The sequence below is a fragment of the Pseudomonas sp. GW822-FHT07A10 genome, from assembly GCF_058798795.1.
The window spans coordinates 420,341-444,076 of sequence record NZ_JBXAKV010000001.1 but is presented as its reverse complement, the minus strand read 5'-3'; the positions used below and the strand labels follow the sequence as shown (position 1 = coordinate 444,076).

Here is a 23,736-nt window from a genome sequence, read left to right as displayed (position 1 = left end):
TTAATAACTGTTTTGCTAGTTGATCATTTCGATCAGTCGACTCGCTCAGGGGCATAACAATGAACAATCCCCATTCGCTGCTTCCTCATCTTGCCGTGCAGGAGGAGCATTTCTCGCCCCGAGGTGACAGTACCCAACTGGCCGAAGGCAACTCACCGACCCTGGCCGAGTTGACCGAATGCCTGTTCTTTTCCCCTGTTGACGGACGTATCTGGCTCAACGACCAGCGCATGCTGCTATTGCACAGCTCATCCTTCGGCGCGCTGCGACGAGAAATTATCGAGCGCCAGGGACTGGAACAGAGCCGCGGCCTGTTTACCCGCACCGGCTATCTCTCCGGCGCGCGCGATGCGCGGCTGATCCGCGAGCGCTGGCCAGACGCCGACGCCGCGGCGGTTTTCTCGGCCGGCACGCGTCTGCATACACTCGAAGGCATGACCAAGGTCGAACCCCTGCACTTCAAATTCGACGCCGACTCAGGCTTCTATGAAGGTGAATTCCTCTGGCACCACTCCTGTGAGGCCGACGAACATATCGCCGCCTACGGGATCGGCCAGGATCCGGTGTGCTGGACCGAACTGGGCTATGCCATCGGTTATGTCAGCGGGCTGTTCGGTCGTCTGGTGATCTTCCGCGAAACCGAATGCCGGGGCATGGGCCATGAGAGCTGCCGGGTGATCGGCAAGACCGCCGAGCAATGGGGCGATGTCGAGCAGGACCTGAGTTATCTCACCGCCTCGCCCTCAAGTGCCGCACCCAAACAGCCTCAAGCCCCGGCGCCCGCCCCCCAGGATGACGACAGCGAAAAACCCGGCGGACCAAAACCGATTGGCGCCAGCGCGGCCTTCAATGCCGCGACCCTCGCCTTGCAGCGCGTGGCGCCGACGCCCGCCACGGTGTTGTTCAGCGGTGAGTCAGGGGTCGGCAAAGAGTTGTTCGCCCGTCAGTTGCATCAGTTCAGCCCACGCCATCAAGCACCTTTCGTGGCGCTCAACTGCGCCGCCATCCCGGACAATCTGATCGAGGCTGAGCTGTTTGGTGTCGAGCGCGGCGCCTACACCGGCGCGACCCATTCGCGCCCCGGACGCTTCGAGCGCGCCCAGGGCGGCACGCTGTTTCTCGACGAAATCGCCAGCCTCAGCCTGCCGGGTCAGGGCAAGTTGCTGCGTGCATTGCAGGAGCGAGAGATCGAGCGCATCGGCGGTGGCCAGCCCATCAAGGTCGACGTCCGGGTGGTGGCGGCCACCAATGTCGACTTGCGCAAAGCCGTGGCGGCCGGAGAATTTCGCGAAGACTTGTTCTACCGGCTGAATGTCTACCCCATCGTGCTGCCACCGCTGCGCGAACGTCGCGACGACATTCCGTTGCTGGTCAACGCGTTCCTGCGGCGCTTCTGTCAGGCCTACGCCCGCAAACCCGCCGGCCTGACCATGCGCGCACTCAAGGTGTTATTGCGCTATGACTTCCCCGGCAACGTACGGGAACTGCAGAACCTGGTGGAGCGCGGCCTGATCGCCAGCGAAGACGGCCAAGCCATCGATCTGGTCCACCTGTTTCGCAACGAACCCATGCCGCAGGATGCGTACTCTCTGGACGACAATGGCAGCCTCGCCGCAACCGACCAGAGTCCCACCGGCACACAGCCTCGCCCGGCCTTGCTGGAGACCCTGGCTCGCCTGGAACACGGCTTCTCCATTGAAGGGCTGGAGTCGCGCCTGATCGATGAAGCGCTACAAAAAAGCCAAGGCAATCTGGCCGCTGCCGCGCGACTGCTGGGTTTGAGTCGTGCGCAGTTTGCCTATCGACTGAAAAAATACCGACAGGCATCGGCTTGATTCAGGCGGGTCAATGAATGGTGAACAGCGCTTAAAAGATTAATGAAATTAACTATTAAACCTGAGGACTCTCGCCATCAGCCAACGAGACTTTTCGCTTCCGGGATAAACGCGCACTACAGAAATTAGCGCTTTAAAAGTTTTACCCGATTAAGTATTTTGCATGGATGATTGGGCGACATGCGCCCCCTTTATTCATAGCGACAAGGGATCAACCGTGAGCGGACTGCGTGAACGTCAGAAAGTCGAACGACGCCAAGCCATCAGCAAGGCAGCGATCGAACTGTTCGAGCGTCAAGGTTTCCAGAACACCACCATCGAACAGATCGCCAACCAGGCTGGGGTGTCGGCGCCCACCGTGTTCAAGTACTTCGGCAACAAGCAGGAAATCATCCTGGAAATCCTGCACGACGCCGACCAGCGCGCCCTCAAGGACACCCGCAGCCAGATTCCTGAAATAGAAGATCCGGTCGAGGCCCTGTGCTACCTGGAACGCCTGCTGACCGGTTATGCCCTGGAAGTCATGCATCCCAGTCTCTGGCGTGAACTGCTGCCGTTGATTCTATTTGGTGGTGATAACGGACTGCCCGAAGGTTATCGCGCCATGAACGATGCGCTCAGGGCCGAAATCAGCGGTTTGCTCAGAGAACTGCAACAGGCCGGCAAGCTACGCGCCGACCTCAACGTCGACCTGGCCGCCTTCCTGTTGAACGACTACTCACACCTGCAGTTGTTCAGGCTGGTCAACCAGGAACAGCCGGACATCGAGTCACACTCCGCCCAGGTAAGGCGTATCACCGAGCTGCTCTTTTACGGAATGCGGGCCTGAGAACGCCAGCCTCCTCCCAGACTGGCTGCATGCTATAGCCCAGACGCGTCATTGCTGGCGAGCCCGGCGTCACGACGCCGGGCCACGATGATCAGCGGTTGGTCTTGATGGTGGTCCAGGTGCGGGTGCGGATCCGCTCCACGGCTGCCGGCATGGGCTGCAGAGCGAACAGTGTTTTGCGCGCTTCGTCCGGCACATACATGTTGGGGTTATTACGGATCTCGGCGTTCACCAGTGCGGTGGCGTCCTTGTTCGGATTGGGGTAACCGATCTTGTTGCTGATCCGGGCAATGACGTCAGGGCGCAGGATGTAGTTGATGAACTCATAGGCCTCTTTGGTATGGGGGGCGTTGGCCGGCACCATCATCACATCCGACCACATCGGCGCACCTTCCTTGGGTAACGCCATCTCCACCCTGACGCCCTTGCCGGCCGCATCGGCCAGTTGCTTGGCCAGCGCCACGCCACCCGACCAGCCGACAGCTACGCAAATGTCACCGTTGGCCAGGTCCATGCCGTAGCGTGAGGAGTTGAAGTAGGTGATGTGCGGGCGAATCTTCATCATCGCCGCCTGGGCCTGCGGGTAGTCCTCGCGCTTCTGGCTGTTGGGGTCGAGGCCCTTGTAGTGCAAGGCGATGGGCACGATTTCATTGGCCGCGTCGAGGAAACCGACACCGCAACTGGCCAGCTTGGCGAGGTTCTCTTCCTTGAAGATCATGTCCCAGGTGTTCATCTGCACATTGGCGCCCAAGACTTGCTGAACCTTGTCGACGTTGTAGCCGATCAGCGTGGTGCCCCATAGGTACGGTGCCGCGTAACGGTTGCCCGTATCACCGGCAGCTTCCAGGGTTTTCATGAACTCCGGGTCCAGGTGCTGCCAGTTCGGCAACTGGTTGCGGTCCAGCGGCTGGACGGCACCGGCGGCGATCAGGTGACTCAGGTTGGCGCTGCCGGGGTACACCACGTCATACCCGGAATTGCCGGTCAGCAGCTTGGACTCCAGGGTTTCGACACTGTCAAAAACATCGTAGACCGGACGGATGCCCGTTTCTTCCTGGAAGCTCTTGAGCACCTCAGGTGGCAGATACTCGATCCAGTTGTAGATCCGCACCGTGCGCTCTTCAGCCAGGCACACACCGCTGGCCAGCAACGACACTACAGCGCCCAACAAGGTGTTACGCAAAAACGTGTTCATGGTGAAGCACTCCTGCGCGGCCGCGAAGGCTCGCGGCACTTAATAGCGGTAGGTGAAGTACAGTTCCAGCGCACTGAATTTCTGGTCATCGCCGAACACCTGCCTGGCAGCGGCCAGCGGCTTGACCCAGTTATAGGAGAGCGACGTATAGAACGACGGCGTCGGGGTCCAGTCGAGGAAAACCACACTCTCGTCCGCAAAGCGCCGATCGCTGACCTGCGCACCCATGTAGTTTTTCTCGTCCAGCCAGAACTGATAGTGGATCGCGCCGAGGGTCAGCGTTTCATTGAGGTGGGTCTTGAGCGAGAACTGCTGGACGTTTTCGTTGCTGTTGAACAGCAGGTAGTTGCCGACGACATCCCCCACCAGCCAGGTGCTCCAGTCGACGAAGCCCTTGCTCAGCGACTCCCAGGCTTTCTGCCGGTTGTCGGCGAGGTTGTCGTCGCCGGAAAAACTGGCGTAGCGATAGCCGATCACCGGGGTCAGCGGCAACGTGTTGAAGGCGTAATCCGCCTGACCGTACCAGGCGTTGGCATCGTAATCCACGCCGTCACCACTGCCCCGTTCCACGGCGTATTCGGCATTCAGGGTCAGGTCCGGCACGCCCGGTACTTTGGCCTTCAACGCACGCACGTTGTACACCTGCATCCCGTCCCGGCGTCGTGGCAGTGTACTGCCCTTGGGCCCCAGCGCATTGACCTTCATCGCCATGGCCCCAAGTGTCACCTGGTCGTCGAGGTTGTAGTCCAGGTTAGCGCCGGTCATGCGGAAGTCACCCAGATCGTCATCGACCCGCAAGGTGAAGGCCTGGGTTTTCAATGCGCCATGATCCCAGGCCAGAATGGCCGAATCCTTGAAGGCGGTTCTGGGGCCAAGCCAGTAGGCGCCGTCCTTGAGTTGGTCGAGGTTACCGTCCATGACGATGAAGCCGGTGCCGATCATGTAGTTCTGGCGACCGGCTGTGAGCGTCCACTCCCCGGCCCGGAAACCACCGTAGAGTTCTTCGGTGGCCACGTCACCATCAGAGCTGCGGGTGAAGCCGCCGGCATCGCCGTCGCCAAAGGTGGTCGCCGCCACCAGCGAGCCACCGGCCAACAGGCTGAAGTCTGGCTGCAGGGCGTATTCCAGCTTGACGCCGGGCTTGACGTAGAACTCCTGCCAGTCGATTTTCGTACCGCCATTCTTGCCACTGCGCGCATCGACGCGGCCGCTGCCGAAGTTGACGTTACGGGTGGAAAGGGTCGCACCGCCGGCAGTGAAATTGACCTCACCCTTGAGGTTGCCATCCTCGAAGGTGTAGCCCGCCAGCGCGACTTGGGCGGTCAGGGGTAAGCCGACCGCTAAGAGCGTTCGAGAGAAACGCGTCATGAGAACCATATGAAGCTCCTGTGTGATTATTGTTGTTACAGGGCAGTGAATGGCGGCGCAAAGCGCCGCCAACACCTGGTCGAGCCAGGCGAATAGGTCGCAAACTTCTTGTCGTTATGAGGCGTTTCAGTGAGTAAGGTGCGCGGCGATGGCACGCAGCAGGCGCACGCTGTCAGCATCGAACGGGCTGACAGCCTCGGTCAGCGATGACTGCTTGACGATCACCACACCGGACGGCTTATCGACGAACAGGTATTGGCCGTGGATACCACCGGCCATGATCGCCTGGCTGTGGTCGTTGAAGACGTACCACTGGCTGCGGTAGGAAGCGTCAGGAGTCCATTGGGAGAACTCGGAGTTTTTGGCGTAGATCGCTGGATCGGAGCCGGCGCAAATGCGTGCAACCGTCTCGGTCGACAGCAATTGCAGCCCATCATGGCGACCGTCGTTGGCCAGCAGCCGACCGAACCGCGCCATGTCTCGCAAGGTGGCGTTGAAACCGGCACCGGCAACGCTACGCCCCCAAGGATCGGCCATGAAGTAGCCGTCGCGCTCACACCCCAACTGGCTCCAGATGTCTTGCAGCAATTGATTGCAAGCCTTGCCCGAAGCGCGCTCCATGACCCAGGCCAGGGCTTCGGTGGTGGCGGTCACGTAATGGAAAAAGCCGCCGTGACTGCCGCGTTTTTTCAGCGACGGCAGGTACTGATACAGCGACTCGAACTGAGCGTACTGCGCAGGTGCCGGCTGGAAACCGCAGGCATAGCCGTACTGCGAGCTCTCGGAGTTGGGATCGTCATAGACTTCGCTGTAGTCGATGCCCACGGCCATGTCGAACAGCTGGCGCACCGTGGCATCGCCAAACGCGCTACCCAACAGTTCGGGCACGTAAAACGCCGCCGGCAACTCCGGATTGAGGATGCCATCGCAGACCAGTTGCTCCCCCAGGGTGCCGATCAGCGACTTGGTCACCGAGAACATGACGTGCCGGTCCCGGGGACGCTGGCCGTTGAAGTAACGCTCGAACAGCACGGTGTCGCCCTGCATCACCAAAAAGGCGTCGGTCTGACTGACCACCAGATGATCGATGACACTGACGCTCAAGCCACATTCACTGTCGAAGTGCAGTTCGTCCAGCGCTTGTGGCGCTTCCTTCAAGACGCTGACCGGTCCGCCACCCGCCTCCACATCAATGGAGGGACGCAGGCGCGCCAGATTGCGGAACCCCCACTGATTGAACGGTGGACGCATCCAGTTGTTCCAGGTGACGCGGCGTTTCGGCTCGGCCGGAAAACCCTGCATAAACAAAGGCGCCAAGCGCCTGTGGAGTGACGATTCATTCGTCTCGATGTAAAGACTGGCCAGCAACGGCACGGTGTTCTGACTCATCGGGTTTCCCCTGCAAAATGACTCTGCGTGAAAGCAGATGCAGGGAAATAATTACCCGGTATTATTTTTTAGTCAATAAAACATTTATCAGATAAAAATATTTTTAGCGCTGTGCTTTGATGGGGGGGCAAACACGGCGTTCAGCGCCCGTTACTCCTGCGACAGCCCTGCCAACCGGGGGGGTAATTGGGTGCTAAATGCCCTCGCAGGGTGCTGATACCAGGCGTAGGATCAATACGATGACTGCTTATCACGCATCGTTGGAAGGTGACTTCCAACCCATCTGCATTCACGCGCAAACGCAAGACATTTACCGCCGCACTGTAAGGCCGCGCGACCCTTCGCAGTACAAGGGCCGTGTTCTCACAACAACAAAAGCGAGGTGAAATCATGTCTGGTAATCGTGGTGTCGTGTATCTCGGCGCAGGCAAGGTCGAGGTGCAGACCATCCCCTATCCGAAAATGGAAGACCCGCGCGGCAAGCGCATTGACCATGGCGTGATCCTGCGCGTGGTTTCGACCAATATCTGCGGCTCCGACCAGCATATGGTGCGTGGCCGGACCACGGCCCAGGTCGGGCTGGTGCTTGGCCATGAGATCACCGGCGAGGTCATCGAGAAGGGCCGTGACGTGGAAAACGTGCAGATCGGTGACCTGGTATCGGTGCCGTTCAACGTCGCCTGCGGCCGTTGTCGCAGTTGCAAGGAGCAGCACACCGGCGTCTGCCTGACGGTCAATCCGGCGCGCCCCGGCGGTGCCTATGGCTATGTGGACATGGGTGACTGGGTTGGCGGCCAGGCCGAATACGTGCTGGTGCCGTATGCCGACTTCAACCTGCTGAAGCTGCCCGACCGCGACAAGGCAATGGAGAAAATCCGCGACCTGACCTGCCTCTCCGATATCCTGCCGACCGGCTACCATGGCGCGGTGACCGCCGGTGTCGGCCCTGGCAGCACGGTGTATATCGCCGGTGCCGGTCCGGTCGGACTGGCTGCCGCCGCCTCCGCCCGTCTGCTGGGTGCGGCGGTGGTGATAGTCGGCGACGTCAATCCGCTGCGCCTGGCGCATGCCAAGGCCCAGGGCTTCGAGATTGCCGACCTGACCCTGGACACTCCGCTGCACGAGCAAATCGCCAACCTGCTCGGTGAGCCGGAAGTCGATTGTGCGGTCGATGCGGTCGGCTTCGAAGCCCGTGGCCACGGCCATGACGGCGCGCAGCACGAGGCCCCGGCCGATGTGCTCAACGCGCTGATGGGCGTGGTGCGGGTCGCCGGCAATATCGGTATCCCCGGTCTGTATGTCACCGAAGACCCGGGTGCGGTCAACAAAGCCGCCAAGCATGGCAGCCTGAACATCCGTTTCGGCCTCGGCTGGGCCAAGTCCCACAGTTTCCACACCGGCCAGACCCCGACGATGAAGTACAACCGTCAGCTGATGCAGGCGATCATGTGGGACCGGATCAAGATTGCCGAGGTCGTCGGCGTGCAGGTGATCAGCCTGGACGACGCGCCGCGTGGTTATCACGAGTTCGATGCCGGGGCGCCGAAGAAATTCGTCATGGATCCGCACAGGCTGTTTACCGCAGCCTAAGGAATGGGTTGGGACAAGGGCAGCTTTGAGCTGCCCTTTTTTATGGCCGTTTATAACGTTAGAAACAGCGCCGAGGTCCAGACTCGGGATTGATCGCGCTGCCGGGCGCAGATGAACAATGGATGTTCACGCCCCTGCTCCAGATTCAATCGGGCAAGCTCGATTTGCCCTTGCAGTTCACGAGGCAGCGGCGCAGCGGTTGTCCTTTCGAGGGACACCTTCAACTCCGCGCCCGGCAGCTCTTCGGTCACTTGCGATTGCACCAGCAACTCATCGCCGGACAACTCCATCACCACCGTCGGCGCATGCACGTAAGGTTGCGGTTCAGACGGGTCGCCGACCTTGATGTAGTTATCGATGCGGCTATGAACCTGCAGCGTGGCGCCGGCCAATTGCGACAAGTCGATTTCGATGCTGTCGGTGTCGCCGTTGGTGTCGGTGCGAAAGGCCAGAACCGTTGCATCCTTGCGCCATACAGTTTGTTCGGGGTGATCGAGACCCAAGGCGCGAAAGCCGTTGATGACCGCACCCGTCACGCGAATCTCGCCGGTCCAGTAGGCGCCGCGATAACGGTCCTTGATCCTTGCGCCGCCCAGGCGCAGACGAATACGTTGGCTGGAAAAACCCAATTCCTGGTGCAGGTTGCGCGACCAGATCAGTTTGTCGCCATCGAACAGATCGACCTGCTCCCAGCCCGCCTCTCCGAGCAGTCGATAGTCCAGCGTGGCATTTGCATCGGCGGTGAACACTTCACCCATGAAATGCTGGCCCTGGCGCAGGCTGGCAAATGAACGCTCGCCGGTGGTGGCAAAAGTGCGACGGGCGCGAAGTGCCTTGCCAACACTGGCTCGATCGAAGGCCTCGGCCACCACGCCAGTCAGCCCGCCGCGAGAGCCGAACACCGCCGTGGCCGGAACACCACCGCCACAACGCCCCTGATGCTCATCGCTGTTCGCCGCGGCACCCACTCGATAGCCACGCTGAAGCGCTTCGGCGTAGACCCAATGGAACTGCCCCCAGGCCGAGCCGACCTCGATCAGGCGCTCCAGCTCCGGATGGTGCCAGTCGAGGTTGCAACGGCGCCCACCGACGTGAGGCATCATCAAATGCCCTTCGGGGTCCTTGGCATAGGCGGCATACAACTCATCCACCGGCCAGGCACCCGGCTTGATGGTGCCGGCGGTGAATTCGTTCCATTCGAAGGAACGCACCAGCCGCCCTTGATTGTCGAAGGGAAACTCGGGTTTGCGGTCATGCAGGAACACCACATTACGGTCGCCGCCCGCGCAAGAGTTGCCGCACCATTCGGTGCCGGGATAGCAAACAAATCGTCCTGGTTCATTGAGTTCGTGAATCAGGTTGACCGCCTGATCCCAGCGCTGCTCAGTGATATTGAAATCATTGGCGGTGTAACCGAGGACATCGAGCCCGGCGACATCGCGACCGTAGCTGAGGTTGTACAAGGTGTCGTTGGTGCCCACCGTGTCATCGGAGTGCACATGCAGGTCGGCGTACAGCGGGCGCAATGCAGTGCCAGCCGGATCGACCGTGACAAACGCCCGAGCGGTACGCACAAAAGGTGCCGCCACCTCGGCCGACAAGCGCCACTCCCCCACCGCACCGAGATCAAAACCCTCAAGCCGGGCAGTCGCCCAACCTTCAGCCGCCAGGGTGAACGGTTGTTGTCGCTCCCCCCCTTCGGGATCAACCAAAGTCAGGACACCTTGGAGCGGCAAGTTGCGGCAGGTGTTGCCCCAGGCATCATCCACCCTGAGCAGTACGTCGAACGCCTCACCCGCGCTGACCAGGCGAGGCACGATCAACTGCACGCTTTGCGCCGGTCCCGGCACGATGTTCAGCAGCGGGTCACCCGGCACCTCGGCAAATTTCGAGCTGCCCAGCGGGTCGATGAACAAACGGAAACGGAAGTCCTTCTCGACAAAACTCTGCACCCGCGTACCCGCGCCGCCCTGACGACGATCGCCCAGGCGAATGATTATTTTGTCTCCCGGATTCAGGTAACCGTCGATGATGTCGATGATGATCGCTTTCTGAAACGGCCGTTCATGCCCCTTCTGGTCGAAGCGCACTTTCAGATGCTGCACAGAGGCCTGGCTCTGGCCAGGGACCAGCTCGCCTGCCTGATATTCGGCGCTGACATAGTTGGGGCCAGTCGGATTCGAGGTCTGGAACAAGGCCCAGTCGGAGTAGAACTTGAAGGCCAGTTTCAGCCAGGCGCCGTCCGCCAGGCCGCTGCCGCCGACCTCGTAGACCAAGGTGATTTCATCCCATTGGCCAGCAATCAGCGTGTCACGATCACAGTGGATGCTGCCCAGAAACGGGCGTTGTTTGTTGCGTTCGTAGAGGCCTTGAGGGGCAATGTAATACCCGGCTTCGCGGGGATCGAAAACGTTACTCACATGACACCTCGTGCAGTGGTCCACTGAAGGTTTGAAGGGGGTTGAAGTCAAATGACGATGCTTACTGCACTCGCCATTTCTGGTAATGACGCTCGATACGCCTGAACACAAAACTCTCCATCAGCCAGGCAATCAGGCCGATCACCACAATGCCCAGCAGCACCTGGCTGCTGTTGCCGATCTGCCCACCCGTCGACACCATCCAGCCGATGCCCTGGGACGCACCGATCATTTCCGCCGCGACCAATGCCCTCCAGCCCTGGCTGAAGCCGATGCGCAACGCCGCCGTCACGAAGGGCAGCGAGGCCGGCAGGTAAACGTGGGCCAGCAGTTGCCAGCGGTTGGCGCCCAAGGTGCGTGCCGCACGGACTTCACCGCCGCGGATACTCTGCACGCCCTCCTGAATGGTCACGGCCATGGGGAACATCGCGGCAATGAAAATCACCAACACGATGGAGACATAGCCCAAGCCAAAAATGATCATGATCAGCGGCGCCCAGGCGATCGGAGGGATCGCCATGAACAGGCTGTTGAGCGGCGAGATGAAATCGCGAAAACGCGAGGACAGGCCACCGGCAGTACCCAGCAGCACCGCAACGACCACCGCCGCGCAAAAGCCGCCAACCTCTTCAAGGACGCTGGCCCGCAGGTGCTGCCACAGCGAACTGTCGCCCAGCCAGCGCACAGCCTCGCGGGCAACATCCCATGGCTGCGGCAGGATGTAAGTGGGAAAGCGGCTGGCCAGGGCCATCCAGATCAACAGCAGGAATGGCAGTGACGCCCATCCCCAATTCGGTTTTGGCAAGGACATGACAGACTCAGTGCGAGGCTTTTTGCAGGTAGGAGGTATCCACGATCTGTTCGGTCTTGAGCGTGGTATCGATAAAGCCCAGGTCGTGGGAGTAATTCATCAGGCGCTGGATGAATTGAATATCCGCAGACTGCAAGTCCGCTGACCAGCCCAACCGGGTACGTGCCTGGGCGACGATGGCTTGCGGGGCGATGGTCTTGCCGTCTACGCCTTGCACCGCTTCAAGCTTGAACGCCTCGGCGATGATCCGATTCGACTCATCGGGGTGCTCGTTGAGAAAGGCGATGGCCTTGCGGTGCGCACGCAGCAGCCTCACCACATCGTCCGGTCGCTCCTGCAAGGTTTTCGGTAAGGCGATCACCACGTACCAAGGGTAATTCGGCAGCGCCTGATTGACGTCGAGCAGGATCCGGCTCGACCCGCGCAACAACGACTGGCTGACAAAGGGTTCCCAGGAAAACGCCGCATCGACAATGCCGCGCTCCAGCGCCGCGTTCATATTGCCGGGTGGCATGTCGATGATGTCCAGATCCTTGTCAGGATTGAGACCGGCCTTTTCTTTCAGCACATAGCCGCGCAGCAGCACATCCATGCCACTGCCCTTCTTGACCCCGGCCAGTTTTTTCCCCTTGAGTTCATCCAAGGCGGTAACCGGACTCTTGGCGTCGACAATCACCGCAGCCTGACCGTAATTGACCTTGGCCAGAATCCGGCTTTGCAGCCCCCGGGAAAACCATTGATACACCGGCGGCGTACCGACATAGGCCACATCCAGCTCGCCAGCGGCCAGCGCCTGCTGGATTACCGGACCATCGCCCAAGGCCTTGAGATCGACATTCAAGCCTTCCTCGCGGTAGTAGCCCTGTTTGTCGGCGATCAACGCCGGGGCGTTGGCCATGGCGAATACGTAACCCACACGCAAGGGTTTCTCTTCGCCAGCCATGGCGAATACGCTGCTTGCCAAGGCGGCAACAGACAAGGAAAGGGCAAGCAGCGAATGTTTGATCATGCTGTCAACTCAGGTTGGCGGGTTGGGTAAGCGGAGGCTGCAGGCACTTCCATGACCTGGGAAATACGCTCCATCAGCTCATTGCGGTAATCGAGAAAGGCCGGCAACCGGCGGGTTTCGAGGTTGGAGCGAGGGCGCGGCAAATGAATATTCAGTTCGCTGTGGATACCGCCGGGGGCGATGTTGAGCACGATGACCCGATCCGCCAGAAACACCGCTTCGTCGATATCGTGGGTAATGAACAGCACCGTCTGACCCAATTCAGCCCAGATGCGCAAGGTCTCTTCGTTCATGCTGTTGCGGCTGATGGCATCCAGTGCAGCGAATGGCTCATCCATCAGCAACGCGCTGGGCTCCAATGCCAGGGTCCTGGCCAAGGAAACCCGCTGCTGCATGCCGCCAGACAGCTGATGCGGCAACCGATGCGTAGCATTCTCCAGACCGACCAGGCGAAGGTACTGCAAGGCTTGAGAACGCTGCTGCGATTCGTTGATCCGAGCCGCCATTCGCAGGCCGAAACGGACGTTTTCCAAGGCGCTCAACCAGGGAAACAACTGCGGCGCCTGGAACACATAACCCAACTCCGAACGCTCTGGACGAACCGCCGTCTGGTTGATACAGATCTGACCACTTTGCGGTTGCACAAAACCTGACAACAAGTTCAGCAAGGTGGTTTTCCCGCAGCCGGATGGCCCCAGGATCGCGACGAACTCACCGGGCCTGGCGTTCAGACTGAAAGAGGAAAACACGCGATGCCCATTGGGGTAGCTGAAGCTGATGTCATCGACCGTCAGCGCATCGGCTTGCTGCTGTGCGTAAGGGAGGGTTTTGAACATGGCAAGTGTCGTCAGGTCGTTTACAATGGGATTACCTGACATAATACGTATTAATACAAGTAGTCCCAATAACCTATTTTTATAACCTTAGAAGTGAAGGCGCACCGCTCTCCTCCAAGGCCATGGAAACCGACAGTGTCTACGTCTATTCTTCGCGACAGCACCACCTCACTCTACGAGCAGATCGCCCAGCAATTGCTGGAAGAGATTCAACGCGGCGACTTTGAGCCAAGCGGCAAGCTGCCGTCAGAAGCAGAGCTGGGTAAACGTTTTGCGGTGAGCCGCGTCACCGTTCGCCTGGCGGTGGGCAAACTCAGCGACGACGGCGTAGTGGAGCGCAAACAAGGCAAAGGCACCTTCGTGGCGGCCAAACAGGTGCGGCACGGCCTGGACGCGTTGCGTAGTTTTCATGAAGCCTTGTTGCTGCAAGGGCTCGAACCGAGCATGCGCGTCATCAGCCATACCCTGCAGCCGGTTCCAGAGGCGTTGCGTGGTTTGTTTGAAGAAGCGGACGACTGCCTGCTTCTGGAACGACTGCATTTCGTCGATGACGAACCCATCGCGCTGGGCCGCAGCCATTTACCGGCCGAATTGGCCAGCGTGGTCTGGACTGAAGTCGAGCATCAACCGATTTACTCCATTCTCGAGTCGATCACTGGCATGGCGGTCACCCGAGCCGATCTGGCGATCCGCGCGCAAGAAGCCGATAAACACCTGGCCAGTGCCTTGCACATCAAACGTGGCGCGGCACTGCTGGTCATGGAGCGCACCTCCTGGTTTGCCGACGGCCGCTGCTGCGACCGTACGACCTTCTACATCCGCCCAGAACGTTATGCCTTTGTCTTGAGTGGTGTCTTCAAGTCCAGACCCGCCAGCTGAATCAGTGCACCCGCAGGAATGCCCGCCTCAATCGCCAATTCAACCCGACGCAAGGCGGTCAATGGGGTTTCCATCGCCGGTTTGATTCTCACCGTGCCGTGGGTTTCATTGGCCCGGGAGCTCAAGACTTTTGAGAAAGCCTGCGACCAGCGCGTTGAACACCTCGCCTTGATCATCGTGTACATAGTGACTGGCGCCTGCGACCTCCACCGTCCGCACGTGCGGATTGCTGGCGCTCATCGCCTGCAGCATCGCGGGTGGCAGAAAGTCCGAGCGGCCGCCGCGAATGAACAGGGTCGGGCAATCCAGCGCGCGTACCGCCGGCCATAGGTCCGTCGGCTCGATACTCAGGCGCGCCTCGGCAATACCCTGCTGATCATGGCGCCAGGTGATCACGCCATCGCTCTCTTTCATCGAATGAGTGAGCCTTGATGCCAGGCCCTGTTCCGACAACCCAGGGCGCGAAGCCTGCCAGAATGTGCGGGCCGCCTCCCAGCTATCGAACTGCAAAGGCGTCTGGCTCATTTCGCGGCGAATGCGCGCGGCGCCATCGCCCTGGATTGAGGAGCCGGGGCCGATGTCCTCGATCATCAAGCCAATCAATCGCCCCGGATTTTGCCGCGCATATTCAAGGGCGTTGGCGCCCCCTAATGAGTGCCCCAGCAATACAAAACGCGACAAGCCAACATGGGCGACCAAGTCCTCGAGGTCCTCGACATACGACTGCGTGTGGTAGCTGCCGGGCGCGGCCCAGTCACTCAGTCCTCGACCGCGCTGGTCCAGGGCATAGATGCAGTAGCCTGCACCCAGAGATTGCACCAGCGATTCCCAGGTTTGGGCATAAGCCCGCAAGCCATGCAATAGCACCAGAGGCACACCGGTGGATTCACCCCAGCGCAAAAAGTGCAGGCGCAAGCCAGATCGGTTGGTAAAGAAACAGCTGTCAGAAGGCATCGTTTGGTTCCTTATATGCGTGGCTTCGACCGACCTAGAAACGATCGAACCGATAAGGGCTTGGATCAATGATCGGCGCATGACCGCTGACGAGATCCGCGGCGAGGTGACCTGCCGCCGGCGACGTGCCGAAGCCGTGCCCCGAGAAGCCGGTGGCCACGGTCAGCCCCGGAATCTGCGCGACCGGCCCAATGACCGGGTTGGAATCCGGCGTGACGTCAATAGTGCCTGCCCAGGCCTGGGCAATCCGCGCCTGTTCAAATACCGGCCAGGCCGCAATGAGGTTGTTCATCGCATCGTTATTGAGCCGCGGGTTGGCGGCCGGGTCCTGCACCCTGACGCGCTCGAACGGGCTGACACTGTCGGATTTCCAACGCCGGGCAAGCGCCAGGTCATTGAAAAAAGGCTTGCCCAACGACACGTTCAGAACGCTGCGTTGCGCACGGAACTGCGGCATGTATTGCTTGGCGAGCAACAGGTGGTCGAGGGTCAGGAAGGCATCCAGTTTGCCGCGCTGGGTAATGATGAAGCCGCCGTCCTTGTGCTTGCGAAACGAAAAATCCGGTGCGCCGACAGCAATTTCCGTCGGCCCCTCCATTGGGTGAGTACGTAGCACCGAGCAGGTCAAGGGCAAGGTCGGCAACGACACTCCGAGGTTGCCCAGAAAACGCCGTGACCACATCCCCCCAGCCAGCAGCACATGATCACAGCGAATCTCACCTTGCTCGGTGACCACGCCACTGACCGTGCCGGCGGACATCTGCAGCGTCCGTACCGCGCACTGCTCGATAATCACCACACCCAGGGCCATGGCGGCCTTGGCGATAGCGCTGCTTGCCAGCGTCGGTTCTGCACGCGCATCGGACGGCGTGAAGATGCCACCGGCCCATTCACCCACGCCACCGGGCACCAACGCGTCAATCTCGCGCTTGCTGAGCAGCCGTGAATCCAGCGACAAATGCTCCACCGACTTGAGCCATCCCTCATGCATCGCCATCTGCGATAGGTTGCGACCCACGAACATGATGCCCTCCTGGCGATACCCGACATCCGCCCCTACCCGCTCAGGCATCTTTGCCCACAGACGGTCAGCGGCGAGGGCCAGGGGGATATCGGCCGCGTGGCGGCTGGTCTTGCGTACCCAGCCCAGGTTGCGTGACGACTGCTCGCCGGCGATACGACCTTTTTCCAGCACCACCACCGCAATATTGCGTTCGGCCAATGTCAACGCTGCAGTCAGGCCGATAATCCCGCCGCCAATGATGACGACGGAGGTTGCGGAGGGAAACACGGTAGACGTTTTCACGGGCGCTATAGTGGGTGCCATGATCAAGACTCGGTAAACGAATGAGGTAGGCCACGCCTGCGCATGGCCGCGTGACAGTTACTGCGACAGTCGAATGACTTCAACGTGCGCCTTCGACGCGTTGCGATACGCCGTCACTTCCAGCTCCACCTTGTAGACCGTCGACCCCAAGGGCGGACAGGTGACGGTGCTGGCTGGATCAACGCCGCGAAACTTTTCGCCGATCAGGGCCATCACGGCAGGTACGTCCTTGGGGTCCTGGATGAACACCCGCGAACACACCACGTCCGCCAGGCTCGCATCGACCGCCGCCAGGGCCGCCTCGATGTTGGCGAATACCTGATGGGTCTGTTCGAGGATATCTTCCGGGATCAGCTTGGTTTGTGGGTTGCGGCCTGCGGTGTTGGACACGTAGATCCAGTTGTCCACGACCACCAGGCGCGAATAACTGGCCTGATCTTCAAACGGGGAACCGGTCTTGAGCTTGATGATGTTTGTCATGTGGAATGCCTCGTCAATATTAGTGATGGCTGGCTTAGCGCAGAACCGGGGTTTCCCACAGGTTCAAGGTGACGCCGATGCCTTTTTCGATGGCGTTGCGGTACACCACCGTGCCCCAGGCCACGTCTTCCACGGGCATTCCGCCCACCGACATGATGATGATTTCTTCATCGTTCCTACGGCCTTGCGCGGCCCCGGCGATGATCTTGCCAATGTCCTCGACGTCTTCGAGCCGCATCTTGCCTTCGGCAATCATGTCCATGAAGCGCACGCCAATCACCGGCACGCAGTGATGCGCAGGCTTGGGCAGTTCTTCAAACCAGGCTTGGTAGAGACCGGTGTTGTCCAGCACCTTGCGTACGTCGCGCTGTTCCATCCCGTCGTCAAGGGAGCAGGATGCAGGCATCGCGAGGAAGGCACCTGGCTTGACCCACTCGCGCTTCACAATTGGGTAGGTTGTGGGATCACCCACCTCACCGGAGCTACAATAAGTAACAAGGTCGGAGTCACGAACCACCGCTTCAAGGGTGTCGACCACTTCGATCGTGGTGACCTGCGGATAGGTTTCCTTGACCCAGGCGATAAAGTTATCGAGGCTCTTCTGGCCACGACCCTTGATCTTCAGTGTGTCGATATGCGGGCATACCGCGATGAATGCCGCCAGTGTGGTCTTGCCCATCACACCCGGGCCGAGTAGGCCGACGACTTTCGAGTCCTTGCGTGCCAGGTGGCGCGCGCCCACGCCGGGAATCGCACCGGTGCGGTACGCGGACAGCAGGTTGGCCGACATATGGGCCAGCGGTGCGCCGGTGTCGGGGTCGTTCAAGGTAAACATCAGAATCGAGCGCGGCAGGCCTTTTTCGCGGTTGGCGATATTGGAGCCGTACCACTTCACGCCTGCGGTGCAAAAGCTGCCGCCCAGGTAGGCAGGCATGGCCATCATGCGTCGGTCAGCCGTGGGCTTGGGCATGTTCGGGAAGGGTGAATCCTGCGGGAAGATCACCATCGCGCCATGGGAGTCATTGTTCGGACCGGCCATGCGATAGTCACCGGCATAGAGCAGGCCGAACATCTCCTCCATGGTGTTCACGCACGCCAGCATGTCAGTCACGCCCGCGCGGATCATGTCCTGCTCGGAGAGGTAGATGAAGTCGATTTTTGTATTTGTAGACATAGTTATTCTCGGGCTGAAGGTGATATCGCTGCGGTAGGCGCAGCTCCACGCTGTCGACCTCGAGTATCAGGGCGCGTTTTTCGGCGGTATTGTAAATTTCGGACATGCCCGATTGACCGGCGCGCAACAGTTGGCGTGATTAATGCGTGAAAACTTCCGTATCGCTGCTCATCGAAGGTGCAACCATGATCAAACAGTGCGCGCCGCCTCCCAGGCACCACACTGCGAACGAACAGCCCTGGTTCGTGCTCAACTCTTCACGGTATTCGGTCATGCCCTCCGAACACCCGGCGATCTCGCATTTCTATGCCTTCGATGTGGCTCAGTCAGCCAACCTGCTGGCCGTGCCGGACGGTTGCGTGGATATTGTTTTCGACTGTGATGCAACACGCCCTACCGCCCGGATCTGTGGCACGCCGCTGGCTGCCCAAGCGGTCGAGTTACACCAGAACCATCACTACTTCGGCGTGCGCTTTTCACCGGGCGTCATTCCCGGATTTATCAATGTGCTGGCCGAGGAATTGACCGAACGGGAACTCGACCTGCTGGAGGTCTCGGGGTTCGCCCAGCGCATCTTCGAAAATATCGTTCAAGCACCACTGCTGGGCGATCAGATGCGGCTGTTCAACGACTACCTCGCCCCCCGCCTGATGGGGAGAACGTCAGCACTCACGGCCATGGTCATTCAGCAGGCGCTGCGCCACCGCGGTGATATTCGTATTCAGCAACTGGAAGAACTCAGCGGGTACACCAGTCGCACGCTGCACCGACAGTTCAGCCAGGACACTGGTATGTCACCCAAGACCTTTTGCCGAATCATCCGCTGCCAGGCAGCTCTGGACACCCTCAATACCCAACACGATGTATCGTTTTCGGAGCTGGCCCTCGACCTGGGCTTTTCCGATCAATCGCACTTCCTGCGCGACTTCAAGAAACTGGTCAGTACAACGCCTTGCGACTATCAACGCCAAATGACCCAGAACGCCTACACCGACCGGATCAACTACGCCTGACCCTCCCTTTCAAAATTTCATGAGCGCTTGAATATCAGCCTGGAAAAGGAAATCGGGTGGGAGGAAAGCGTCAGCCGCACATGAGGTCTTTAGCGCATTGCCCTGAGCGTTTCAGACGGTGACTCGCCGAACAATTGCCGGTAATGCGCGGCAAAGTGGCTCAGATGAAAAAAGCCCATCGCCATCGCGATCTCACTGATGTTGTGAGTGCAGGCAGAGGTTGTGATCAAGCGGCGTCGCACCGCGTTGAGGCGTAGATTGCGCAGGTATTCGACCGGACGCATTCCGGTCACTGCCTGAAAACTGTTCTGCAAGGTCCGGCGACTCACCCGCAGGTGCTCGCACAGGTCGAGAATGCTCAGTGGTGTATCACCACTGGCATCGATCAGCTCTTGGCAACGCTTCACCAGGTAAGCACTCACGGCGAAATTACCGCGACGACAACGTACCTCATCGGTGGCGTGGCTGAACAAATCGAGGAACGCGCCGAGCAGTTCTTCCTCCAGCATTTTCTCGGCGGTTGAGTTGATAGCGTCCGTCTGTTCCAAAAGGTGATGAAACAGCGGGTGGATACGCTGACGTATTCGCAACAGTAACGCGTCATCCACGCTGAGTTGGGACGTGGTCTTCAGGCGCTTGAGCTGATCGTCAGACAGTTCGAAGGCCGCCAGTTTGGCGAAGCGTACCGCGTCGATATTGAGCGCGAAGAAGTGCATGCCTTCAGGGGCGTGCAACACAAACTCCTCGCCGTCACGCAACAGTACCACGCTGTGAGTGCCCACCTGTTGCCCCTGCACCACCGGCGCGCAGCCTAACGACATGGCTGCGCACAGCCGACCTTTTGGCGCATAGCCGCGCTGTACCACGCGTTTGTCCAGCACTTCCTGGAAGATTTGGAAGCGGTCAGAGGACAACTGCCGCAGCTCACTGGTCAGGCAGCCACGGCCGAGTTGGTCATACACTTGCCGCCAGCCCTGGATGGAGCCAGCGTGTTGTTGAGGGTCATTGAAGGTTCGAACTTCAGCAAGCATGGTCGTCGTTCCTCGGTGGCCCCGTTTGTTTATCGGCCTGAAAGGGACTCAGTCATCCGTGACGGCAGCTATCGTTCACACCGGGGCGGCGTCCGCCGTGAAAACCAAAGCCAGTTCCATGCCAAGCATGTGCAGGCAGTACGTGGCGGGCTGGATATTCATTGGCGGCAACAACGCCCCGGACAGCACGACCTGCCCAGCCTCCACACGTTGACCGTCGGCCAACAGACGCCGAATCAGCCAGCACAGATTGGCCAGCGGGCTGTCCTCCCGATCGCGCGTATCACCGTTACCGCAGAGCGCGCCGTCGCACTCCAGGCGATACGCTACGTTGACGTGGTCTACAGGATCGAACGGGATGCGCGGTCCGAGACAATAAAGCCCCGCCGCCGCGTTATCGGCCAGAAAGGCGCCCACTCCGAAACTCCAGCCCTGCCAACGGCAGTCAGCGATCTCGAACGCAGGCGCCACGTCGCCGATGGCGGCCAGAATATCCTCGTCACGGTAGTCCCCCGGCGCCAGGGTACGCCCGAGTACAAACGCCAATTCGATCTCCAGCTTGGGCTGAATCAACCGCGAGAACGCCACCGCCGTACCCGGCTCGACAATCATGGTATCCATCAGGCCGCCATACACCGGCTCGTCAAGGCCAAAGCGTTTTTGCGCGGCGCTGCCGGCGAAGGCGACCTTCCACCCGCTCAGTCGCTCGCCTGCGGCTTGTTGGTGATCCAGCGCTTCGCGTTGCAGCGCATAACCCGCAAGCCGATCTATCGCCTCGGGGGCCAGTGGCGCAATGGCTTGCACCGTGCGCGTTGCCTGATGTAGCCGGTTAAGTAACGCGTTGCCGCTGTTCATGACAGTTGCTCCGCCAGTTTGCGCAGCACACCTTCAAGCCTCTCTGGTGTGGTAATGGCGGCGACAAACCGGTCAGGACGCACCACCACGATGCAGTCACGCACCTTGGAGAACCATTCACCCAGGCGATTATCCACGTCCTCCACGCTGATGGCGTCCGAGGCCGTCAACGGCTGGCCACGTCCGATGCCACTGCGCGAACGATTGACCTGAATAAAACGCGTGTCCCAGCGCGCCCAATAAGCGGTCATTTCCTCGCTGAGTTGCTCGCGCGGGTTCACCCGATAACCCAGCACCGCATAGGAATTACCAAGCACTTCGTCCAGGCGACGACGCTGCCCCTGGGCGTCTTCGATATGCGGCTGTACAAATAGCTGGCCGACCAGGTCGTCCTCGCGCAACTCGGCCCGCTCGTGATAGACCAAGCCCTTGGTGATGGTGGCCTTGGGTTTGAATTTGAACTCCAGCAGATGCGAGCGCAGGTTGTCGACACTGTTCACCGCCTGGAACAGCCAGTCGCGCACGCCGGCCATCAGCGGGTTGGTCATTCCCAGTACCGCGCCCATGTTGTCGGCCAGGGCTACCAGCTCGGTGGCATGCCCACGGCGCTCCTGGTCGTAGCTGGCGAGGATCGAGTGCGAGGCACGGCCCTGGACGATCGCCGCCAGTTTCCAGGCCACGTTGGCCACGTCCCTCAGCCCGGAATTGAGGCCCTGCCCGGCCCAGGGTGGAGAAATATGCGCGGCATCACCCACCAGCGCCACACGCCCTTCGACAAACCGCACCGCGACCCGGGAGTGGTGGGTATAGGCTCGGATGCGGACGATGTTCAACTGATCGACCGCGTTGCCGATATGCCCACGGATCAAGTCGCGAATGGTGCTTTCCTCACACATCCTCGCTTCATCTTCGCCCTCCAGGAGCATGAATTCCCAGCGGCGTTGCTGGTACGGCAGATAGATGCACACGAAGGGCCGCTCCGGGTCGGCATGCAGTGCGGTGTAGGGTGCATCGAGGGTGTCATTGGCCGTATCGACCACCACCCATTTGCGCGCATGTGTCAGCCCCGACAGCTCGATACCGAGCTTTTTACGCACCGTGGAGCGTCCGCCATCGGCGCCGATGACATAGTCAGCCCGCAGTTGATAAATCTCGCCTTGAGCATCGCGCACCTGCAATGTCACGCCCTGCCCGTCCTGCTCGAGTTCGAGCATTTCGTGGCCTTGGCGCAACACAACGCTGGCACGCTGTCCCAGGGTTTCGCGCAACGTGCCTTCCAGCAACTGCTGCATGAAAATATTACGCATTGGCCAGCCGTAATGTGCGGTACTCGGCTTGACCTCGGCGAAGCACACACCGCGTGCATTGTAATAGCGCAGCGGTACATCGCAGATCATGTCGCGTACAGCGAGATCGGCGATGCCGATCCCCTGCAGCACGCGCAGTGCTTCATCATCCATGCCCACCGCGCGTGGGTAAGGCAGTACGCCGTCGGCAAGCTCAAGGACGACGCAGTCGATACCGTACATCCCCATATAGTGTGCGGCCGTGATCCCGTTAGGGCCGCCGCCGACAATGACAACTTGGGTCTTCTCCTGCTTCATCGCTATTCACCGCTTTCTTGTTGTGTTTTTAATCCGACGCCGCTAAAGCCATGCGCCTGAAATCAGTGCAGCCCATCAATACCTTTGACGTCTGCCGCCTGCAGACCGCCCAGCCGCGCATGCAAGCGCCCGCGCGTGGCGAAGGCCCAGATCACGATCACCTCATCCGGCGCGGGGCCGTCGCCAAACATCAAGGACATGCTGTCGTAATGGGAGCGTACATACAGTGCATCCTTGTGGGCCAACGGCACATCGATGGTTGAACCTGGGGCGCCCCGTTTGCCGGTGGACGGCACCCAGGATTTGCCCCCGCCCAGCGCCAGGCGCACCGGATCGGCAGCCGGGTTGGTCAGGAACGCATTGCCGTGTTCGTATTCGCCCTGGCTGCCCACCATGCAAGCTTTACCGTAGCTGACAATATCCCGCGAGCCGGCCAGCGCCTGAATGCGACGACCGAACTCTTCGCCCAGCAGCGGCGACGGTTCTACCAGCTCTGTCAGCGACTCGCTGTAGCGACCGGCATAGGGGTTGGCGATCACGGCGGCGACGGCATATTTGAACAGCGGCTCGCCATCGGCTAACTGGCCACTTTCGTTGGCCAGGGTTTCTTCGACAAAGCTGTACCACTTGCGGATGTGATACGAAGCAAAATTCGCGGTTTTCATCTGGGTGGCCTCAAAGCGGGTCTAGTGGGTCTAGATTGAAATGTCGGCTTGGCGCGCCAGCGGCCTTGAACCGGGCCTTGCCGCGCGCATCGTCGTGTTCGGTCTCAAGGAAAAATTCCATGCGATTACCGTCAGGGTCGTTGAAATACACACCATGGCCGATTTCGTGATCGGTGATCTTCACCACCTCGACGCCCTTGCCCAGCAACATGCCGTAGAGCTGGCGCAAGGTGGTCATGTCCCCGGCGATTTCCAATCCATAGTGTTGCAACCCCAACCCGCCCTGATGGGCGCCGGGCTCTGCACGAAGCAAGGCGATGTCGTGATGTTTGGTGCCAAACGCCATCATGACCCAGCTTTCGCCCCGGGCACTTTCATGCATGCCCAGGATGTCGGCGTACCAGCGTGCCGACACATCAGGATCACTTACCGAGAGCGATAAGTGAGTACGAAGGATTTCGACTTTCATCGC

Annotated in this window: 21 protein-coding genes and 1 pseudogene; 5 read left to right on the top strand and 17 right to left on the bottom strand. The window is 60.1% G+C overall.

Features of this window, described 5'->3' with window-relative positions; genetic code table 11:
* Positions 1–59 precede the first annotated feature (59 nt).
* Both AC1RL4_RS01885 and AC1RL4_RS01880 read left to right on the top strand, forming a co-directional pair.
* Positions 60–1,835, top strand: coding sequence for a sigma-54-dependent Fis family transcriptional regulator (locus tag AC1RL4_RS01885; RefSeq protein ID WP_230172185.1), 1,776 nt, complete (start codon positions 60–62; stop codon positions 1,833–1,835).
* Between the two features lie 217 nt (positions 1,836–2,052).
* Positions 2,053–2,664 carry a TetR/AcrR family transcriptional regulator gene (locus AC1RL4_RS01880; RefSeq protein WP_019578609.1) on the top strand — a complete coding sequence of 204 codons (612 nt, stop codon included), beginning with the start codon at positions 2,053–2,055 and terminating at the stop codon, positions 2,662–2,664.
* 91 nt (positions 2,665–2,755) lie between these two features.
* Here the strand turns inward: AC1RL4_RS01880 and AC1RL4_RS01875 are convergent, their stop codons facing one another.
* The 3 genes from AC1RL4_RS01875 to AC1RL4_RS01865 form a co-directional block, all read right to left on the bottom strand.
* Positions 2,756–3,859 carry a polyamine ABC transporter substrate-binding protein gene (locus AC1RL4_RS01875; RefSeq protein ID WP_019578608.1) on the bottom strand — a complete coding sequence of 368 codons (1,104 nt, stop codon included), beginning with the start codon at positions 3,857–3,859 and terminating at the stop codon, positions 2,756–2,758.
* A gap of 39 nt (positions 3,860–3,898) precedes the next feature.
* Entirely contained in the window at positions 3,899–5,236 is a 1,338-nt protein-coding gene (locus AC1RL4_RS01870; protein ID WP_230172178.1) for an alginate export family protein, read from the bottom strand.
* Between the two features lie 117 nt (positions 5,237–5,353).
* A complete protein-coding gene (locus AC1RL4_RS01865) occupies positions 5,354–6,616 on the bottom strand; it encodes a serine hydrolase domain-containing protein (RefSeq protein WP_230172177.1) in 1,263 nt (420 codons plus the stop codon).
* Positions 6,617–7,006: 390 nt separating this feature from the next.
* Here AC1RL4_RS01865 and fdhA point away from each other — a divergent pair, with 390 nt between their 5' ends.
* Positions 7,007–8,206, top strand: a complete 1,200-nt coding sequence (gene fdhA / locus AC1RL4_RS01860) for a formaldehyde dehydrogenase, glutathione-independent (RefSeq protein ID WP_019578605.1) — start codon at positions 7,007–7,009, stop codon at positions 8,204–8,206.
* A 50-nt stretch (positions 8,207–8,256) separates the two neighbouring features.
* Here the strand turns inward: fdhA and AC1RL4_RS01855 are convergent, their stop codons facing one another.
* The 4 genes from AC1RL4_RS01855 to AC1RL4_RS01840 form a co-directional block, all read right to left on the bottom strand.
* The gene (locus AC1RL4_RS01855; protein ID WP_230172175.1) at positions 8,257–10,626 is read right to left on the bottom strand and encodes a hypothetical protein; all 2,370 of its coding nucleotides are present in this window, start codon (positions 10,624–10,626) and stop codon (positions 8,257–8,259) included.
* 61 nt (positions 10,627–10,687) lie between these two features.
* Complete coding sequence (locus AC1RL4_RS01850) at positions 10,688–11,437, bottom strand: ABC transporter permease (RefSeq protein WP_007941346.1); 750 nt, start codon at positions 11,435–11,437, stop codon at positions 10,688–10,690.
* Positions 11,438–11,444: 7 nt separating this feature from the next.
* A complete protein-coding gene (locus tag AC1RL4_RS01845; protein WP_019649018.1) occupies positions 11,445–12,446 on the bottom strand; it encodes an ABC transporter substrate-binding protein in 1,002 nt (333 codons plus the stop codon).
* Positions 12,443–13,282: an ABC transporter ATP-binding protein gene (locus AC1RL4_RS01840; protein WP_230172174.1), complete on the bottom strand. Its 840-nt coding sequence runs from the start codon at positions 13,280–13,282 to the stop codon at positions 12,443–12,445. Before AC1RL4_RS01840 ends, AC1RL4_RS01845 begins: the two co-directional genes overlap by 4 nt.
* A gap of 135 nt (positions 13,283–13,417) precedes the next feature.
* Here AC1RL4_RS01840 and AC1RL4_RS01835 point away from each other — a divergent pair, with 135 nt between their 5' ends.
* A complete protein-coding gene (locus tag AC1RL4_RS01835) occupies positions 13,418–14,161 on the top strand; it encodes a GntR family transcriptional regulator (RefSeq protein WP_019578600.1) in 744 nt (247 codons plus the stop codon).
* On the opposite strand, the pseudogene AC1RL4_RS01830 reads toward AC1RL4_RS01835, so the two are convergent.
* The 5 genes and pseudogenes from AC1RL4_RS01830 to AC1RL4_RS01810 all read right to left on the bottom strand — a co-directional run.
* Positions 14,149–14,256: pseudogene (locus AC1RL4_RS01830) on the bottom strand (aldehyde dehydrogenase family protein); the annotation flags it as partial. The gene AC1RL4_RS01835 and the pseudogene AC1RL4_RS01830 overlap by 13 nt on opposite strands.
* 10 nt (positions 14,257–14,266) lie before the next feature.
* Positions 14,267–15,115, bottom strand: coding sequence for an alpha/beta fold hydrolase (locus AC1RL4_RS01825; RefSeq protein WP_204125076.1), 849 nt, complete (start codon positions 15,113–15,115; stop codon positions 14,267–14,269).
* A 34-nt stretch (positions 15,116–15,149) separates the two neighbouring features.
* A complete protein-coding gene (locus tag AC1RL4_RS01820; protein ID WP_028940841.1) occupies positions 15,150–16,442 on the bottom strand; it encodes an NAD(P)/FAD-dependent oxidoreductase in 1,293 nt (430 codons plus the stop codon).
* A 57-nt stretch (positions 16,443–16,499) separates the two neighbouring features.
* On the bottom strand, positions 16,500–16,922 hold the full coding sequence (locus tag AC1RL4_RS01815; protein ID WP_019578597.1) for a RidA family protein: 423 nt from the start codon (positions 16,920–16,922) through the stop codon (positions 16,500–16,502).
* A gap of 34 nt (positions 16,923–16,956) precedes the next feature.
* Complete coding sequence (locus tag AC1RL4_RS01810) at positions 16,957–18,096, bottom strand: ornithine cyclodeaminase family protein (RefSeq protein ID WP_028940842.1); 1,140 nt, start codon at positions 18,094–18,096, stop codon at positions 16,957–16,959.
* A 185-nt stretch (positions 18,097–18,281) separates the two neighbouring features.
* Between AC1RL4_RS01810 and AC1RL4_RS01805 the strand changes: the two genes are divergently transcribed.
* Positions 18,282–19,109 (top strand): AraC family transcriptional regulator, encoded by an 828-nt coding sequence (locus AC1RL4_RS01805; RefSeq protein ID WP_019649022.1) that lies wholly within the window; start codon positions 18,282–18,284, stop codon positions 19,107–19,109.
* 89 nt (positions 19,110–19,198) lie between these two features.
* Here the strand turns inward: AC1RL4_RS01805 and AC1RL4_RS01800 are convergent, their stop codons facing one another.
* The 5 genes from AC1RL4_RS01800 to AC1RL4_RS01780 all read right to left on the bottom strand — a co-directional run bounded on the left by AC1RL4_RS01800 (position 19,199) and on the right by AC1RL4_RS01780 (position 23,733).
* A complete protein-coding gene (locus AC1RL4_RS01800) occupies positions 19,199–20,140 on the bottom strand; it encodes a helix-turn-helix domain-containing protein (RefSeq protein ID WP_018927862.1) in 942 nt (313 codons plus the stop codon).
* 75 nt (positions 20,141–20,215) lie between these two features.
* Positions 20,216–20,995 carry a 2-keto-4-pentenoate hydratase gene (locus tag AC1RL4_RS01795; protein WP_204125078.1) on the bottom strand — a complete coding sequence of 260 codons (780 nt, stop codon included), beginning with the start codon at positions 20,993–20,995 and terminating at the stop codon, positions 20,216–20,218.
* Positions 20,992–22,599: a bifunctional 3-(3-hydroxy-phenyl)propionate/3-hydroxycinnamic acid hydroxylase gene (locus AC1RL4_RS01790; RefSeq protein ID WP_019578594.1), complete on the bottom strand. Its 1,608-nt coding sequence runs from the start codon at positions 22,597–22,599 to the stop codon at positions 20,992–20,994. Before AC1RL4_RS01790 ends, AC1RL4_RS01795 begins: the two co-directional genes overlap by 4 nt.
* A 62-nt stretch (positions 22,600–22,661) precedes the next feature.
* Positions 22,662–23,264 carry an amino acid synthesis family protein gene (locus AC1RL4_RS01785; RefSeq protein WP_018927859.1) on the bottom strand — a complete coding sequence of 201 codons (603 nt, stop codon included), beginning with the start codon at positions 23,262–23,264 and terminating at the stop codon, positions 22,662–22,664.
* Between the two features lie 10 nt (positions 23,265–23,274).
* Positions 23,275–23,733 carry a VOC family protein gene (locus AC1RL4_RS01780; RefSeq protein ID WP_018927858.1) on the bottom strand — a complete coding sequence of 153 codons (459 nt, stop codon included), beginning with the start codon at positions 23,731–23,733 and terminating at the stop codon, positions 23,275–23,277.
* Between the last annotated feature and the right edge of the window lie 3 nt (positions 23,734–23,736).

Excerpts from the sequence above, each read along its gene's own strand:
- AC1RL4_RS01885 (WP_230172185.1), top strand. The coding sequence starts at position 60 with ATGAACAATCCCCATTCGCTGCTTCCTCATCTTGCCGTGCAGGAGGAG.
- AC1RL4_RS01875 (WP_019578608.1), bottom strand. The coding sequence starts at position 3,859 with ATGAACACGTTTTTGCGTAACACCTTGTTGGGCGCTGTAGTGTCGTTG.
- AC1RL4_RS01870 (WP_230172178.1), bottom strand. The coding sequence starts at position 5,236 with ATGGTTCTCATGACGCGTTTCTCTCGAACGCTCTTAGCGGTCGGCTTA.
- AC1RL4_RS01865 (WP_230172177.1), bottom strand. The coding sequence starts at position 6,616 with ATGAGTCAGAACACCGTGCCGTTGCTGGCCAGTCTTTACATCGAGACG.
- fdhA (WP_019578605.1), top strand. The coding sequence starts at position 7,007 with ATGTCTGGTAATCGTGGTGTCGTGTATCTCGGCGCAGGCAAGGTCGAG.
- AC1RL4_RS01850 (WP_007941346.1), bottom strand. The coding sequence starts at position 11,437 with ATGTCCTTGCCAAAACCGAATTGGGGATGGGCGTCACTGCCATTCCTG.
- AC1RL4_RS01845 (WP_019649018.1), bottom strand. The coding sequence starts at position 12,446 with ATGATCAAACATTCGCTGCTTGCCCTTTCCTTGTCTGTTGCCGCCTTG.
- AC1RL4_RS01840 (WP_230172174.1), bottom strand. The coding sequence starts at position 13,282 with ATGTTCAAAACCCTCCCTTACGCACAGCAGCAAGCCGATGCGCTGACG.
- AC1RL4_RS01825 (WP_204125076.1), bottom strand. The coding sequence starts at position 15,115 with ATGCCTTCTGACAGCTGTTTCTTTACCAACCGATCTGGCTTGCGCCTG.
- AC1RL4_RS01820 (WP_028940841.1), bottom strand. The coding sequence starts at position 16,442 with ATGGCACCCACTATAGCGCCCGTGAAAACGTCTACCGTGTTTCCCTCC.
- AC1RL4_RS01815 (WP_019578597.1), bottom strand. The coding sequence starts at position 16,922 with ATGACAAACATCATCAAGCTCAAGACCGGTTCCCCGTTTGAAGATCAG.
- AC1RL4_RS01810 (WP_028940842.1), bottom strand. The coding sequence starts at position 18,096 with ATGTCTACAAATACAAAAATCGACTTCATCTACCTCTCCGAGCAGGAC.
- AC1RL4_RS01805 (WP_019649022.1), top strand. The coding sequence starts at position 18,282 with ATGATCAAACAGTGCGCGCCGCCTCCCAGGCACCACACTGCGAACGAA.
- AC1RL4_RS01800 (WP_018927862.1), bottom strand. The coding sequence starts at position 20,140 with ATGCTTGCTGAAGTTCGAACCTTCAATGACCCTCAACAACACGCTGGC.
- AC1RL4_RS01795 (WP_204125078.1), bottom strand. The coding sequence starts at position 20,995 with ATGAACAGCGGCAACGCGTTACTTAACCGGCTACATCAGGCAACGCGC.
- AC1RL4_RS01790 (WP_019578594.1), bottom strand. The coding sequence starts at position 22,599 with ATGAAGCAGGAGAAGACCCAAGTTGTCATTGTCGGCGGCGGCCCTAAC.
- AC1RL4_RS01785 (WP_018927859.1), bottom strand. The coding sequence starts at position 23,264 with ATGAAAACCGCGAATTTTGCTTCGTATCACATCCGCAAGTGGTACAGC.
- AC1RL4_RS01780 (WP_018927858.1), bottom strand. The coding sequence starts at position 23,733 with ATGAAAGTCGAAATCCTTCGTACTCACTTATCGCTCTCGGTAAGTGAT.